This window comes from Flavobacterium sp. GCM10022190, from assembly GCF_042656445.1.
In the GTDB taxonomy this organism is placed as follows: Bacteria; Bacteroidota; Bacteroidia; order Flavobacteriales; family Flavobacteriaceae; genus Flavobacterium; species Flavobacterium nitratireducens.
On record NZ_JBHSOQ010000002.1, the window covers coordinates 623,091 to 639,764 of the forward strand.

General features: G+C 34.2%; 14 protein-coding genes. 5 read left to right on the top strand and 9 right to left on the bottom strand.

Annotation, left to right across the window (positions count from 1 at the left end; all coding sequences use genetic code 11):
• Positions 1-125 precede the first annotated feature (125 nt).
• Together ACFPTQ_RS09540 and ACFPTQ_RS09545 are read left to right on the top strand one after the other, a co-directional pair.
• Positions 126-728: a transcriptional regulator gene (locus ACFPTQ_RS09540; RefSeq protein WP_379776831.1), complete on the top strand. Its 603-nt coding sequence runs from the start codon at positions 126-128 to the stop codon at positions 726-728.
• Positions 725-1,435: a DUF3307 domain-containing protein gene (locus ACFPTQ_RS09545; protein WP_379776834.1), complete on the top strand. Its 711-nt coding sequence runs from the start codon at positions 725-727 to the stop codon at positions 1,433-1,435. Before ACFPTQ_RS09540 ends, ACFPTQ_RS09545 begins: the two co-directional genes overlap by 4 nt.
• Positions 1,436-1,840: 405 nt before the next feature.
• On the opposite strand, the gene ACFPTQ_RS09550 is transcribed toward ACFPTQ_RS09545, so the two are convergent.
• Positions 1,841-2,881, bottom strand: a complete 1,041-nt coding sequence (locus ACFPTQ_RS09550) for an agmatine deiminase family protein (protein WP_379776837.1) — start codon at positions 2,879-2,881, stop codon at positions 1,841-1,843.
• 464 nt (positions 2,882-3,345) lie between these two features.
• Here ACFPTQ_RS09550 and ACFPTQ_RS09555 point away from each other — a divergent pair, with 464 nt between their 5' ends.
• Positions 3,346-4,863, top strand: a complete 1,518-nt coding sequence (locus ACFPTQ_RS09555; RefSeq protein WP_379776840.1) for a choice-of-anchor I family protein — start codon at positions 3,346-3,348, stop codon at positions 4,861-4,863.
• Positions 4,864-5,213: 350 nt separating this feature from the next.
• Here the strand turns inward: ACFPTQ_RS09555 and ACFPTQ_RS09560 are convergent, their stop codons facing one another.
• A complete protein-coding gene (locus ACFPTQ_RS09560; protein ID WP_379776842.1) occupies positions 5,214-6,101 on the bottom strand; it encodes a carbon-nitrogen hydrolase in 888 nt (295 codons plus the stop codon).
• Between the two features lie 199 nt (positions 6,102-6,300).
• Here ACFPTQ_RS09560 and ACFPTQ_RS09565 point away from each other — a divergent pair, with 199 nt between their 5' ends.
• Together ACFPTQ_RS09565 and ACFPTQ_RS09570 are read left to right on the top strand one after the other, a co-directional pair.
• Complete coding sequence (locus ACFPTQ_RS09565) at positions 6,301-10,662, top strand: PKD domain-containing protein (RefSeq protein WP_379776844.1); 4,362 nt, start codon at positions 6,301-6,303, stop codon at positions 10,660-10,662.
• Between the two features lie 16 nt (positions 10,663-10,678).
• Positions 10,679-11,680 (top strand): type IX secretion system membrane protein PorP/SprF, encoded by a 1,002-nt coding sequence (locus ACFPTQ_RS09570; protein WP_379776846.1) that lies wholly within the window; start codon positions 10,679-10,681, stop codon positions 11,678-11,680.
• 57 nt (positions 11,681-11,737) lie between these two features.
• On the opposite strand, the gene ACFPTQ_RS09575 is transcribed toward ACFPTQ_RS09570, so the two are convergent.
• The 7 genes from ACFPTQ_RS09575 to ACFPTQ_RS09605 all read right to left on the bottom strand — a co-directional run bounded on the left by ACFPTQ_RS09575 (position 11,738) and on the right by ACFPTQ_RS09605 (position 16,457).
• On the bottom strand, positions 11,738-12,010 hold the full coding sequence (locus ACFPTQ_RS09575) for a DUF4242 domain-containing protein (protein WP_278035588.1): 273 nt from the start codon (positions 12,008-12,010) through the stop codon (positions 11,738-11,740).
• 182 nt (positions 12,011-12,192) lie between these two features.
• On the bottom strand, positions 12,193-13,059 hold the full coding sequence (locus ACFPTQ_RS09580; RefSeq protein WP_379776849.1) for a DUF808 domain-containing protein: 867 nt from the start codon (positions 13,057-13,059) through the stop codon (positions 12,193-12,195).
• A gap of 89 nt (positions 13,060-13,148) precedes the next feature.
• Entirely contained in the window at positions 13,149-13,643 is a 495-nt protein-coding gene (locus ACFPTQ_RS09585; protein ID WP_379776851.1) for a hypothetical protein, read from the bottom strand.
• 8 nt (positions 13,644-13,651) lie between these two features.
• Entirely contained in the window at positions 13,652-14,251 is a 600-nt protein-coding gene (locus ACFPTQ_RS09590) for a nitroreductase family protein (protein ID WP_379776854.1), read from the bottom strand.
• Between the two features lie 75 nt (positions 14,252-14,326).
• Positions 14,327-14,677, bottom strand: a complete 351-nt coding sequence (locus tag ACFPTQ_RS09595) for a bleomycin resistance protein (RefSeq protein WP_379776857.1) — start codon at positions 14,675-14,677, stop codon at positions 14,327-14,329.
• A 187-nt stretch (positions 14,678-14,864) separates the two neighbouring features.
• Positions 14,865-15,755 (bottom strand): tetratricopeptide repeat protein, encoded by an 891-nt coding sequence (locus ACFPTQ_RS09600; protein WP_379776860.1) that lies wholly within the window; start codon positions 15,753-15,755, stop codon positions 14,865-14,867.
• 39 nt (positions 15,756-15,794) lie between these two features.
• Positions 15,795-16,457 (bottom strand): hypothetical protein, encoded by a 663-nt coding sequence (locus ACFPTQ_RS09605; protein WP_379776862.1) that lies wholly within the window; start codon positions 16,455-16,457, stop codon positions 15,795-15,797.
• Positions 16,458-16,674 lie beyond the last annotated feature (217 nt).

Sequence of the window (16,674 nt, forward strand, 5' to 3'; positions counted from 1 at the left end):
AGAATACTTGATTTTAGCTATCGTCTTAAAAGGTGATATTCTTAATTATCGCTTAATTTGACGATATTTTAAATTATCGCTTAATTTGGCGATATTTTTTTGTATCTTGCATTAAATTTCAAAATATGAAAGCAGTAATTACAGGAGATATTATCAATTCCAGAAAGGTAGCTTCGGGTTTGTGGCTGGAAGATTTAAAGAAAGTACTCAATGTGTATGGTAGCGAACCTAAGGATTGGGAGATTTACCGTGGAGATAGTTTTCAGCTGGTTTTAGTCTCCGAAAAAGCACTAGAAGCAGCATTAATTATCAAAGCAACAATCAAACAATACAAAGAATTGGATGTACGTATGGCAATAGGTCTTGGTGAAATGGACTATATTGCAGATAAAATAACCGAATCTAATGGTTCGGCTTTTGTCAATTCAGGGGAATGTTTTGAAGAGTTGAAAAAACAAACATTAGGTATTAAAACGCCTTGGGCAGCATTTAATAGTAGTTTTAATCTTTTATTTTCTTTTGTGTTGATGGTGGCAGATAACTGGTCGAGTACATCGGCAGAAATTTTGAAAAAAGCGCTTGAAAATCCAGAATTTAATCAAAGTCAATTAGCACAGTCCTTGAATAGAAAAAGTCAAAGTTCTATCAGTGCGTCGCTTAAAAGAGCGGGTTATGAAGAGCTGAAAAACATGATTGCTTTTTATAAACAACAAATACAAAAACAATGACAGCATTATTTTTAAGTTTCATTTTGGCGCATTTGCTTGGGGATTTTTTATTACAGCCAACAGCTTGGGTTAAAGACAAGAAAAAAAAGAAAATTAAATCGCAGTATCTGTACTATCATGGTTTGCTGCATTTGCTATTGCTGTTAATTACTACCCAGTTTAAAAGTGATTATTTTTTAGGAATCCTGGTAATTGTGTTAAGTCATATCGGGATTGATTGTGCCAAAATCTATTTTGAAAAAAAGAAAACGGCTAAGCTGTGGTTTTTTGCCGATCAATTATTGCATCTGTTAATTATTGCCATAGTGGTGTATTGCTATTTCCCGTACACAATTCCTCTTGATTTATTGTATTCCAAACAGAGTTTAGCCTTAATTACTTCTTTGGTTTTGGTAACCTATGTAAGTGCTATTGTGTTGAAAGTATTGTTATCCAAATGGAGTGCTCAAATCACAAAGCCAGACACGGCTAATACAAACAATGCCGGAAAATACATTGGGATTTTAGAAAGATTATTCATTTTCTTTTTTGTGGTGATAAATTTCTGGGAAGGAATTGGTTTTTTAATGGCAGCCAAATCTATTTTTAGATTCGGAGATTTAAAAGAATCTAAAGACGTCCGATTAACCGAATACATACTGATAGGAACTTTATTGAGTTTCGGTTTAGGAATTTTGTGTGCAATGCTGTATCGAACTTTAATTTAACCGCAAAGGACACAAAGAAATCGCTAAGCTCGCAAAGAAAATTTGTGATAATTTGTGATTAAAATATTTAACCGCAAAGATTTGAAAGTTCATCGCAAAGTTTTCAAAGAAAATAATCTGTGATAATTTGTGTAACCCGTCTACCAGCGAAGCAGGTTTGTGACCAATTATTTTTAAAACATATAAGTCATATAAGTTTTTGAGTTTTTAAAAAGAGAATAAAAAGTTTAGATGAGTTATTTTCATTAATGAAAACTAGAAATAAATCTGCTAAAATCCGTAAAATCTGCGTGCCAAAACTTTTTATACAGATTTAAAAACAACAAAGCCTCGCAGGTTTTTTTTTTGAAACTTTGCGAAGCTTTGCGGGAACTTATTTTCTTTGCGGTAGGAAATAATTAAACCTTATTCTGGGATTTGCTGACTCAAGCAGTGTAAAGTCCCAAATCCCCAGATTAAATCAATTGCGCTAATACCGATAACTTCTCTGTCTGGGAAACATTCCGCCAAGATGTTCAATGCTTTTCTGTCGTTCACATCGTTAAATGTGGGAACCAATACACAATTATTCAAAATCAAGAAGTTAGCATAACTCGCTGGTAAACGTAAATCTTCAAAATCCAATCTTTTTGGCATCGGAAGTGTAACAATTACAGGCGATTGTCCGTTTTCTAGTTTAGCGTTTTGCAAACGTTTTAAGTTGTCTTGCAAAGGCTTGTAATTTGAATCATTAGGGTCTGTTTCAACGATAGTTACAATCGTATCTTCGTTGACAAAACGAGCTAAATCATCAATATGTCCGTGCGTGTCATCACCTTCCACACCATCACCAAGCCAAATCACATTGGTAACACCAAGATATTCTTTAAAAACCGCTTCGTAATCCTCTTTGGTAAATCCGGCATTACGCACCTGGATACTAGGGTGCATCAGGCATTCCTCCGAAGTTAATAACGTACCACGACCGTTTACATCAATCGCACCACCTTCTACAATTACGGGTTTTCCTTTATAAGTTACCTGTGTCAAAGGCATTTGCAAAGCATCCGCCACCTTAGCAGGAACGTGTTTGTCCAGTTGGTAATTTTTGTATTTCGCCCAACCGTTAAAGTTAAAATTCAAAGCCTCTCTTTTGCCGTCTTTGTACACCACAATAGGTCCCGAATCACGCATCCAGCTACGATTCGTTTTTTGAAGAATAAATTGCACCTGATCCAAATTGACACGTGCTCTGTCCAGCATATCGGTAACCTTAGCCTGAAGTTTTTCGTCAATAACAACTAAGAAGACCTTTTCGTAAGTAGCCACTTTTTTAATAAACTCCACAAAAGCCCATTGAATCGCTTCGTATTTCCCTGGCCAATCGTTTCCGTTGTGCGGAAAACAAAGTAAAATTCCCTCTTGTTTTTCCCATTCAGCAGGAAAACGTCTGTTAGTAGTTGTCATAAAAAAGGCGTATTATTTTAAGACCGCAAATATAAGCATTCAGGAGGATTATAAAAACCGAGCCGAACAAAAGTGCAACATTAGATCATTTCATTTTTCACCATTAATGAGCTAAAGGAATTAAGCAAAATGAGATTCGTATTTCAAGGAGCTATTTCCAGCCCTCTGTTACAAGGTATTTGGGATTTCCTTCTTTTTCTAAGCGCTGGCAGGAGCTTCTTGCAGTCGCTCTGCCAGCACAAGAAAAAAGCAAGGCTCTCCCTGCATACGCTTTTCACTTGGGTCTGGGCTAGGGAAGTGGTGTTTTTTAAAAATGTGATTTTTGATAAATTAACATTTCAAAGATTTTCGAAACGATTTTCTAACACGACATCTATTCTTGTTAATTATTAAATAATATAGGCTTAATCCTAAGCTTTCATGTTGCTTCTACTTTTGTGGCAAACTATCAAAAATAATAAAACATGAAAAATTTTGGAATTTCATTAGTTGCAGCCTTGTTTGTTTTTTGCAGCTGTGAGAATGATAAAGTAAAAGACAACGAAGAATTTGAAGTAAATGAAGACGTAGCCAGTTTTAAAGAAGTAGGAACAATCACTATTGGTGGTGCAGGAGCTGCTGAAATTAGTGCCTATGACGAAACTACTAAAAGACTTTTTACGGTAAATAACAGTACTACGAATCAAATTGATGTAATTGATTTATCAAATCCGATGAGTCCGGTAAAAATTGCTTCTATCAATTTGACTCCTTACGATGGTGCTTCGAATAGTGTGGCGGTTTATGGAGGTAAATTGGCTGTTGCTATGGAATCGGTTAGTAACAAACAAAATAATGGTAAAGTAGTTGTTTTTAATACTTCTGATTTGAATGTAATTAAAAATATTACGGTTGGTGCTTTGCCAGATATGGTTACTTTTTCTCCAGATGGAAAATACATTATGACGGCCAACGAAGGAGAACCAAACACTGATTATACGGTAGATCCTGAGGGTTCAGTTTCGATTATCGAAGTAAACAAAGATTATGCAGTTACTACTTTGAATTTTGCAGGTTTTGCGAGTCAAGTGGCTACATTAAGAACGCAAGGATTTAGAGTTTCAAAAACGGCTACGAGTTTTGCTGCTGATATTGAACCAGAATACATCACAATCGACGCTGATTCTAAAACGGCTTGGGTTTCCTTGCAGGAAAACAATGGAGTGGCTAAAGTAGATTTGGCTTCTAAAAAAATCACTTCGCTTTTTGGATTGGGATACAAAGATTTCAATACTGCTGATAATGCGATTGATGTAAGTGACAAAGATGGGGCTATTGCTTTTAATCCTTGGAAAGTAAAAGGTATGTATATGCCAGATGCAATTGCCAATTATACAGTAAACGGAACGCCTTATTTTGTAACGGCTAACGAAGGTGATGCTAGAGAATACGGAACTTATGCTGATGTAGCAAGATTAAAAACATTAAATTTAGATGCTACAATTTTCCCCAATGCAGCTACTTTAAAAGCAGATGCTTCTATGGGACGTTTGAACTTGATTTCAACTGAAGGTGATACGGATAACGATGGCGATTTGGACGAATTAATCAGTTTTGGTGGACGTTCATTTACGATTTGGAACGGAAACACAGGAAGTTTAGTTTACGATAGCAAAAACGATTTAGACAAGCGTTCGAATGATTTTGGAACTTATGATGATGCTCGTAGTGATGATAAAGGTTCTGAACCTGAAGCGGTAGTGGTGGCTAAAATGGGTACTAAAAACATTTTATTCGTAGGTTTAGAAAGAACAGATACAGTGATTGTTTATGATATTACCAATCCTTCTGCTCCACAATATTTACAAAGTATCAAAACAGGTGATGCTCCTGAAGGTTTACTTTTTGTCCCTGCCTCTAAAAGCCCTAATCAAAGAAGTTTATTAGTGGTAAGTAGTGAAGGGGATGGAGTAGTTAAATTCTTCCAACCTGATTTGTTGTAGTTTGTAACCGCAAAGAATGCAAAGTTTTACACAAAGAGCTCAAAGTTTTAAGCTGTAAAATTTGTTATAATTTGTGGTGAAGAAAATTAACTGCAAAGGGATTAAAGAGAAATCTGCGTAAATCTGCTGAATCTGCGTAAAAAAAATAGCACGCAGATTTTGCAGTTTTTTTTTGTAAACCGCAAAGTTTTTTAAGGTTTCGCAAAGCCCACAAAGATTAGGAAAAAGAAATTTGTGCTAATTTGTGTAACCCGCCTGCCGGCGAGACAGGTTTGTGGTGAAATATAAGGTAAAAAAAAATGGACTAAAGCAAGTTGCCTTAGTCCATTTTGTATTTATAAAAAGAAGGATTAGTCAATCGCTCTTTTAGTGATATCTCCAAAAGCATCAATTCTTCTATCTCTGAAGAAAGGCCAGTTTTGACGAACATTTTCTTGTAGGTCTAAATCAACCTCAGCAATTAGGATTTCTTCTTGGTCGTGTGAAGCCTGTGCTAAAATCTCTCCTTGTGGACCACAAATGAAGGAAGCTCCCCAGAATTCGATTCCGGCTGTATCTGGTAAATATTTTTCTAAACCAATTCGGTTAGCTGCCGCCACATACACTCCGTTAGCTACAGCGTGCCCTTTCATTACGTTCATCCAAGCTCCGTATTGGTTAGCTCCGTATTGCTCTTTTTCTGCTGGATGCCATCCAATTGCTGTTGGGTAAAATAAAACCTCAGCACCTTTCAAAGCGGTAATACGCGCTCCTTCTGGATACCATTGGTCCCAACAAATCAAAGTTCCAATATTTCCTTTTTTAGTTGGATTGTTTTTGAAACCCAAATCACCAGGTGTGAAATAGAATTTTTCATAGAATGCAGGATCGTCTGGAATGTGCATTTTGCGGTACAAACCTGCCTCAGTTCCATCTGTATCAATGATGTAAGCAGAGTTATGGTAAATTCCTGCCATTCTTTTTTCGAAGAAAGGAACAATAATTACCACTCCTAATTCTTTAGCCAATTCGCTAAAAGCAATAAAGGAAGTGCTGTATAAAGGTTCGGCCAAAGCAAAATTATCTACATCTTCACTTTGACAGAAATAATGACTACTATATAATTCAGGAAGCGAAATTACTTCTGCACCTTTTGCAGCAGCATCTCGTACCCAAGCGATACATTTTTTAAGATTATTTTCGGCAACATCATTCAAATTCAATTGAATAACCGCTATTTTGTATTTTTTATTTGGCATCGATAAAAATTTTAGATTGCAAAAATAGTTATTTTTATGAAGAGTAGGAATAGTGGAATTTATAAATGTGGAGATGATTTTTTTAACCGATACTATATTTAACTCTAAAATCATTAGATTACACGTGTTAATCTTACATTTTATTAGTTCATTCGATAATATATTTATATTTTTGTCAGAAATTTATAGATTCTGATTTATGTTTAAAATCCTCCGGATTTCGGTTTATATTTTTGCCTTATTCATTCTTTTCGATGGTGATGTTATTTTTGCAAAAGTTTCCAATATTGAATCCAAAGTTGAATTTGTAGCTCCAAGTGTCAATTTTACCATTGATAATCCTAACAGTTGTTCTGGAACACCCATTACCTTTACTCCGATAGTTAGTGGTGACGCACCTTTTACTTACGAATGGGATTTTGGGGATGGAACAACTTCGAATGAAAGCAATCCAACGCATATTTTTACTGCTTTAGGATGTGGTAATAAGGATTTCAGTGTGAAATTGACAGTTAAGGATAGAAATGGGTTGAGTAGTAGTCCTGTTACTAAAACGGTAAGCGTGCAACAAAAACCCGATTTGAAATTTGTGAATTTAAATGCTGGTTCGACCTCTGTCTTTGAACGTTGTGGTGATAATAATACTAGTCCCACTTATACAATTAATGTTGGCAATTCTTCCCCTTCTTCTTCCTGTGTCAGTTCCTATAACATTGATTGGGGGGATGGCAATAAAGAAACCAATGTTAGGTTTCCTAAGGCGCATACCTATCAACGCTTAGGATCTTATAATATGGTCATAACCGCTATTGGAAGTTCGGGATGCAATAATAGTATTTCATACATTGTTAAAAATTCAAACAATCCTGCGGGTGCTTTGTTTACTCCAGGAAATACGACCAATTTTTGTGCACCAGGTACCCCTATTAATTTTGCTATTAGCTCCTGGGCTTTGAATACATCAGATACCAGTTATTTGGTTAATTATGGTGATGGTTCTTCAAGAACCTACACTCAGGCTGAGTTAGAAAGTTCACCATATTATAACGCTTCAAATCCTGTCGCTTCACAAAATTTTCCTATTCCACATAGCTATACTAGTGCGAATTGTCCAAGTGGGAGTATGGTAACTTTGACGATAACCAATTCATGTAACAATACCAATTCGTCTGTTGGACCTATTATTGTATTGGACAAACCAACGGTACGTTTTAGTTCTCCAAGCATAGCATGTGTTAATTCTTCGGTGTTTTTTTCCAATAATACCGCTGCAGGATTTACCAATAATTGTAGTACTGAAGGCGTCTATACATGGGACTTTGGAGATGGCACACCTAAATCAAATGCGGTGAGTCCTAGTCATGCTTATTCGTCCCCAGGGAATTATACCATAACTCTGGATGCAGTGACACCTTGTGGAGTAGGAGTTCGGTATAGTAGAACCATCTGTGTAGAACCTGTTTTGTTACCTAATTTTACTTTTGGTAATGCTTGTGTAAATTCAAATACATCAATAACTAATACAACTGATACCAGAGATGCATGCGGCCCTCAACTTTATGAATGGTCTATAATCTCTTATTATGATCCTTATTGTAAAAATATAAATGGGAGTTGGTTTTTTACAGCTGGAACGGGTTCTAATTCTAAAAATCCTGTAATTAATTTTTCACTTCCTGGAAATTATACGCTTAGATTGATAACAGAGAATTCCTGTGGTATAAGAAATTCTATTTCAAAAATTATTGAGGTAAAGAAACCGCCAACTATTTCCTTAGATCCTATTTCTAATTTCTGTAATTCGGCAACTATAAATCCGATTGGAAAAATAGTTGAATATTGCGGTCCAAGTTCTGATCTTTCATATTCGTGGAGTTTTCCTGGAGGAAGCCCGTCATCATCCACTTCTTTGAATCCAGGACCTATTAATTATACAACCAGTGGAAATTACACAGCTACTTTTAGTGTAATAACCAGTTGCGGAACAGTTACGAGGTCGCAAACTTTTTCTGTAAATACAGTTTTATCGCCTATAATTTCAGCTAAAACAGCTAGAATTTGTAGTGGTAGTAGTTTTACGATAACGCCTAGAACTGGAGGAGGAGATAATGTGCCGTCTGGAACTACTTATACTTGGTCAACACCCGTTGTTTCTCCCGCTGGAGCCGTTAGTGGGGCTTTTTCTCAATCTTCTGGAACGAATTCGATCAGCCAAACGCTCACTAATAATACAGCTAATCCAGCTACCGTTACTTATACGGTTTCTCCAACAGCAGGAAGTTGTCCAGGACCTAATTTTACTGTAACTGTTAATGTCGATCCATTAATCAATGCTAATCCTGTTATCAAGAATAGTAGCTGTTTTGAAGGTAATGATGGAGCCATAAACATAACAGTAAGAGGAGGAATTCCATTTACAACTGGTGCTCCCTATCAATTTTCATGGACCGGACCTAATGGATTTAGAAGTACAAACGAGGATATTTCTAATTTGGTTGCAGGAACTTATACTTTAAATATTACGGATAATGGTAATTGTCCTTTTTCGCAAAATTTCACTGTTGGACAACCTAATCAATTTAGTTTTAGCGGTTCTTCAAGAGATATTAGTTGTCATGACCGCAATGATGGTCAGATTAGCTTAAATGTAGGCGGAGGTACTGCACCTTATACTTATGTGTGGACAAAAGACGGAAATCCATTTACAGGTACAAATAATCTTAGAAATCTGGCAGCAGGTGTATATAAGGTTAAAATTACCGAAGCGAATAATTGTAATGTTCTAGAAGATACTTACACTATTGTCAATCCTCCGCTATTAGAAGTTACATTGGGCAGTCAAACGGATATACTCTGTTATGGCTACAACACGGGGGAAATTAATGTTGATGTTATTGGCGGACGCCCTACATCCATAGTAGGTGGTAATGCTAATTATAGTTATTTCTGGATAGGTCCAAATGGTTATTCAAGTACCGTTAAAAATCCTCGTAATTTATATGCTGGAAATTATCGATTGCGAGTTACAGATAATTCAGGATGTACAGCTGATTTAAATGTTGTTTTGGAGCAAAATCCTGAAATTAAATTAAGTGCAACCAAGACTGAAATCTCTTGCTATAATGATGCTAATGCTTCTATTACGATTACCGATATAACAGGAGGTGTGCCTTTTGCCACAGGAGAGCCTTATATTATTAAATGGAGTAATCTTGGTACAGGTAGAAAGCAGGAAAATTTATCCGCAGGAACTTACACTATTACGATCGAAGATGCATTAGGATGTCCTAAAGTTTTTCCAATTGTTATTGATAATGTTCCCGAATTCTCCATTAATCCTGATGTTAAGGATGTGAGCTGTTTTGGTGAAAAAAATGGTCACATTCGATTGAATTTGGTCGGGGGTGTTGCTCCAATAACCTTAGTTTGGAGTGATGGTTCGACTGCAGGTACAGAGCGAAATAATCTTGGTCCAGGTCGATATTCAGTGACAATTACAGATAAAAAAGGTTGTGTAATTAATGAACCATTTATCATTAATGAGCCTTCAAAACTGAAAATAAATGCAGATGTTTCGAATTCGTTAAGTTGTGATAATGCTAATACAGGAAAAATAAATTTGGTCGTTACAGGAGGAACTGCTCCGTATACGTACAAATGGTCTAATGGCGCCACTACAGAAGATTTAGAGAATTTAACGCCCGGTAATTATACGGTTTTGGTAACTGATGTAAATGGCTGTAAAGAAACTGATTCTTGGGAAATTAGCCGTTTTGGGCAACTGGTTCCTACCGTTGAAACTATAACGGATTATAATTGCGAAACTAAATTTGTGAAACAAACCTTTGTTGGTCATGTAAAAGGAGGTGTACCGCCTTATACTTTTAGCTGGTCAGATGGAGTGGTTAGCGGTGACAAAAATCAATACATGAATACGAATAATAACGGATTAGTCGTTTTTACAGTAAAAGATAGTTTTGGCTGTGAAGCCGAATTTCCTATCACTGTGAATACACCTGTTTTAGGTATTGCTAATTTTTCGTATGATTCCTACGGACATGATGTGTACAATTTGTATTCGATTTTTGACCCTATTTTGTTTACGAATCTAGCAACAGGCGATTTTACTAAAATAGCTTGGGATTTTGGAGATGGTAGTTTTTCTGATGAAGAAAATCCTTCTCATGTTTATACTAGAGTAGGTACATATACTGTAAAACAAACGGTTACTTATCCTTTTGGATGTCAATATGTATTTACTTCTACTATAAAAATTGAAAAGGGATATACGGTAGAAGTACCAACAGCTTTTACTCCTAATAATGACAAAATCAATGATACTTTTGCGCCTGTATTCTTGGGACTTGTCGAAGTTACTTTACATATCTATGATACTTGGGGAAGTTTAATATATACTGAAACAGCTGAGACAATCAAAGGATGGGATGGTAAAGTAAAAGATTTGGATGCTGAAAATGGTAATTATTACTTTAAAATGATTGGAAAAACGTTTTACAATCATACCATAGCTCAAGAAGGAGCCTTAACATTAATCAAATAAAAGAACGTTCGTACAAATGAAAATTAAATTGATTAGCTTACTGATATTGTGTTTCTTTTATTCGAATGTTCAGGCACAAGATCCTATTTTTTCGCAGTATTTTTTAGTTCCTGAATCCTTAAATCCAGGTTTTACAGGTTACATGGAGACAACTTATTTGGGAATTATTCATAGAGAACAATGGCCCGATTTGAATTTGAAAATAAAAACCGATTATGCGTTTTTGAATACTTGGAGTGAAGAAATGAATTCTGGTTTAGGTGTGAGTTTTTTAAACCAAAGAGAAAGCGCAACAAATTATAACTTTTCGCAATTGAATGCAAACTATGCTTACCGAGTTCGGGTGAGTGACGAATGGGATTTTAGACCCGCCATTGAAGTAGGATTTGGTTATAAGTCATTTGCTTTTCAAAATTTATTATTGGAAGATCAAATTAATATTCGAACAGGGTTAAACAATGCCTCTTCGATAGATCCTGCACTACAAAATGACAAAGTAGGATTTTTTGATATTGGAGCAGCTATGGTTTTTAATACCGAAGATTTATGGATTGGTCTATCAATGAAACATCTCAATAAACCTAATATTGCTTTTAATAAAGATGGTAATTTGCCTTTGAATACCTTTTTTTCTTTGAGTACAGGATATGAGTTTCTTTTAGCCGACTATATTGATGTGCAATTTTTTCCGTATGCAACCAAAATGTTTGCTACGGCAAATTATATGCAACAAGGACGTTATAATCGATTGGATTTAGGCGCTTCAATATTGTTTGAGAAAATGTTTTTTGGTGCAACTGCAGTAACTAATCCTGCTAAAAACGGTATCGATAGTCATTTGCTAACTTCTGTGAATCTATTTACGGGATTGCAATACGACCATTTACGATTAGGACTTTCGTACGATATGAATACAACTAAAATTGGAAAAACAGGAGGAGTCTATGAGTTGTCGCTGACGTATCAATTTAATTTGGATAAAAAATGTTTTGGTTGTCCCAATTATACGGGAAGATAAAAATAGAATAAGAAAAGGCTGTTTCTGGAAAATCATGAAACAGCCTTTTTTATCTTATCATTCAGCGGTTACAGGGTCAATGATTGCTGAAATTTTAGCGATTGAATTAGCAGGAAATCCGCCTTGTTTAGCATGTTCAACGATTAATTCCTCGTTAGGAGCGTTGTAAATACAATAGATTTTGTTATCAGTAACATAACTGTGAACCCATTGGATTTCGGAACCTAATTTACTCAAAACCCCGCAAGAGGCTTGTGAAATTCCTTTTAATTGTTCAGAAGTTAATTTTCCTGCATCAGGAATTTCTCTTTCAATAACGTACTTAGGCATAATGTTGAATTTTAAATTAACTTACTCTTTTGGCTTTTCAGATACGCCCCGTTTTTGAGATGGTTTCTGGTCTCCATTTGAAGGTTAAGGTATTGAAAATGAAAAGATTTTGAAGGGATTACGCTAAGTTACGAAAATTAAAAATGGGAATAAAAAATAAGTTAATTGATTACTAGTATTCTTTATTTTTTTATCACTTTTTTGATTAGTGTTACTATTCCTAAAGTAAGAAAACCAAAAATAAGACCAAAAGCAAATTCTTTCAGTATATCAGGAAATTGCGGTGCAAAATGGTGTAAAAATTCAATATTATGAGCAAAAATTCCTCCAGCAACCATAATTAATGCAATCGTACCAATTACACTTAAAGCTTTGATAACTTTAGGTAATGCAAGCACAAGTATGTTTCCGAAATATTTTGTAAAACTCTTTTCTTTAGTACTCATTGCAATCAATTTTAATCCCAATTCATCCATGCGAACAATTAAGGCTACGATACCATAAACTCCCACAGTGGCTAATAAGGCGATAATTGAAACAACTGCAATTTGTGACATTAAATCTTGTTCAATAACCGTTCCCAAGGCAATAATAACAATCTCGACAGACAAAATAAAATCGGTAACAATGGCTGATTTTATTTTGGTTTTTTCAAGAGCCAATATTTCTTCCTCGGTAAAAGTTTCATCAGTGATTTCAATTTTGTCGTGATGATGAGGGAAAAAGAATTCGTAAATTTTTTCGGCTCCTTCATAAGCCAAATACAATCCTCCTAAAACTAAAATAATGATTATCGCTAAAGGAGAAAAAGCACTCAATAAAAATGCAATCGGTAAAATGATAATTTTATTCAATAGCGAACCTTTGGTAATAGCCCATAAAACAGGAAGCTCTCTTGAAGAAGCAAATCCCGATGCTTTTTCGGCATTTACAGCCAAATCATCTCCTAATATTCCTGCTGTTTTTTTTGCAGCGACTTTGCTCATTACTGCTACGTCGTCCATTAATGTTGCTATATCATCTAATAAAGCGAAAAAACCTGATGCCATTTAATTATGTTTTAAAATTATTTTGTCAACTAAATTGACAGTTAAAGATTGTAAAAATACTGTTTATTATAAGTTTTAATTTAAGAAATTTAATCATTTTCAGAATCAAAAAAATCATCCGGATTAAAAGGAATATCATCATCAGGGTCTTTATCGTGTGCGCTGATACCTGGAGGGTTAAAAAGTCCCCAATTATCTTTGATGTAATACCAAACATCAAAATTTTCGACCCAATCAATAAATAACAAGCGAAATTCCTCAATTTCGTTTCTTAATAGTTCTATGTAGTCCTGATTTTCAATAGCTTCTTCGTGCGCTAAACTTCCTGCATATACATAAAGTTCTCTGGCAGCCTTGCGAATTAAGGTTGCGTTTTCCATTTTTAAATCATATAATTCTACTGAATGTGCACCAGCAATTTTCGCAGGAATTAACATTGCATTTTCCATCATAAAACGTACGGTTGTTTGTTGAAGGAATTCATTATCAGCGGGAACAATTTCGACCAATCCTCTTGTTATTTGGTAGATTTGTTCTGCTTTTTGATATAAAGGAAATTGTTCTAATTCGTCTCGTTTTGACATTGTTTGGATTAAATGGATTCAATTACACTTTCTAAAGCTCTTCTTGATTTTGGAGTGACTTCAATACGATTAAAATCATCTTCAGCTCCGTAACCCACGGCCATAGCAAAAAGCGGTTTATATACTTTCATGTCCAGTATGTCTCTGTATTTATCGGATTCGATACCTTCCATAGCGGTAGAATCTAATCCTAGCGCAATACTGGCGGTTAATCCAACTCCTAAGGCAATATACACTTGTTTGGCTAACCAAGTTTTTAAATCGGCTTCTGGTGTATTGGCTTTTATTTGGTTATACCAATCTCTTCTGGCAGCTGGTAATTCTTCATCTACAATTTTTTGGAATGCATCCAAATCGTCGGCTACGCTAAAAACTACCAGTAAATGTGCCTGATTGATTTTCTCCGTATTGTGCATGGAAACCGAAGCCAATTTCGATTTCATTTCCGGATTTTGTACAAAAGTAAATTTCCAAGGCTGGATATTAATTGAAGAAGGTGTAAGACGTAAAATTTCTTTTAATTCTTCTATTTTATCTTGTGGAATCGCTTTGTCTGACTGGTAATGTTTGGCAGTATATCTTTTTTGAATTAATTCTAAAATATTCATGATTTTCTCTTTGTTTTCCTGCAAATTTAAGTTATTTCTTCGAGATGCTATTTGGTTAAGTATCTAAAATTTTACTTACAGTCTTTCTCCAAAAGTCAATAAATTATTATCCGGATCGAGTAGGGCAAACTCCTTTTGTCCCCAAGGTTTGGTTTGTAATGAACCGTTAGGATGAATAGGGACTTTTTTGTCTATAAAAGATTGGTACAAACTTTCAATAGTATTGGTTCGAATATACACCTGACCATAATTTTCTTTCGGATTTAATGTCTTGAATTCAAAAAAATTAATTTCAATGTTGTCCTTTTGGACTAACAAATAATCGCCATAGTCCGCGATTTCAGTAAAGCCTAAAAGTTCGATATAAAATGCCTTTGTGGCATTTTTATCTCTCATGGGTAATTTAGGATTGATGGCGGTGAGCATGGCTGTGGGTTTTAGAATTATAAATTTAAAAGTTTTTTTGACTTGACTAACTTTTGAGAATTTATGATTAGCTACAATCTTGTCATGCTGACGAAGGAAGCATCTCAGTAAGCAGGCTTATTTGCTCACTGTTGCGGGCACGGATTGCAATTCTGCTATCGTTTTTTTTTAGTTTTTAAAATATTATTTATTGATTTAATATTTTAATTTGTTGTTTAGAATATTCTATTGCTTGTTTATCTCCAAATTCAATAGTTTTTTGGTAATATTCAATTGCTTTATTTTTATCTCCTTTCAATTTGTAACCTTGAGCTATATTTGAAAGTACAATAAAATCTTTTGGATTAATTTTTTCTGCTTTTAGTAAGGCTTCAATTCCTTTATCATATTCTCCAGTTAATAAATATGTAATTGAAAGATTAGAAAGGCTTTCAATATGATTTGGATAAAATTTTAGAACTTCATTAGCAATATTTCTCATATTTACAAGTAAATTATCATTTTGTGTATTATAAAGTTGAACCTGATAATCTTGAAGGGAAGAAAGGAAAAAGTCTTTTCCATTTTCTTTTTTAATGTTATTTGTCCAAGTCCATTCATTATTATTTTTAGATGAATAGTCAATTGCTTTAATGATTTCAGAAGTGAAATAATCCCAGTTTTCAATCATTCCCAAGACATAAATTTTACCGAATCTCATATCCAATCTGTTTGGATATAAAGAAATCCCTTTGTCAATTTTATTAAATCCTTCCTGATATTCTTTAGGAACATAATATACTTGGCTTCCCAGATATCCCGCTGTATTATTTAAACTATCTATTAGTGTATATGATTCTCCTTGTGGTTGTTTAGTAGTTAGGCTTATGGTTTCTTTTTTTGATTTTTTGATATAGTAGTTAAAATAGCTTGTGAAAAGTTCGGCATTATTGGGTTCTGCCTTTTCCCATTTAGTCAATACTTTTAGTTGGTTAATTGTGTCATTATCTTGTAAAAATTTTTTAAACTCTGTTTGATAATTTTGTGCGATTCCTAACTGGAAAAACAGGAATAGTGTTAGGTATAAATATTTTTTCATTTGACATTTTTTTGATTATTTAAAGTATTCATTATTTTTTTATTCTATGTAATACCATGGAATATTAAATAGCCCTTTTTTTAAGTCAATTTTTATTGTTTGACCAATATCAATTTCATTATATTGACTTTTTGGAACTGAAATTTCTTCTATCTCGTAATGATTTCCCCAAGGTGTCACTTTTATATAATAAGTTGTAGATCTTCTCCCTTTAGAAATTGATTTGTTAACCACTTTTGCATTATAAACTGTTGGTTCAGAATAGTCGTATACACAATTTGCACCATAAGTACCTGCATAACTATATATAAAAACATTAGAAATTAATGATAAATAAATCCATATTTTACTTTTGGTTGTTTCTTCAATTAGTTTATGTGTTATAAAAAGGATTAGCAACATGAATAAAAAAGATATTGTTCCTGCAATTATGATGCTAAAAAAATTTTCAAATTCATAATCCATTAATACCCTAATTAAAAGTATCCAAGCTGCAAAATCAATAAAATCAGCTACATCATATTTGTCACTTCCATCATCATCTTTCGATATTTCGACAAGACTTGCTACACTTGGTCTACCTGTTAAACCGTTAAGAAAAAGACCCAAAACAGGAATGCAGAGTAAAATTGTAAAAAGGATGTCGTATGGTTTTGGGTAAAACAAAAACCATAGACCTATTCCAATTGTTAAATATTCCAACCAATTAAGCTTATGAAAAGTTAGTTTTGAAAATGTTACTTTACTTCGTTTATTTTTGTTATGTTTCAATTATATATTTTATTTTATCAAAAAAATGTTTATTCTTATTTAAACTCAAATATATTAAAATATTCTTACAAAATATATTTTGGAAATAATTCGTTCTCAATAGCCCTGATCGAGCTGATATCCTCGTAGAGATAAAAGCGAGAGCAGG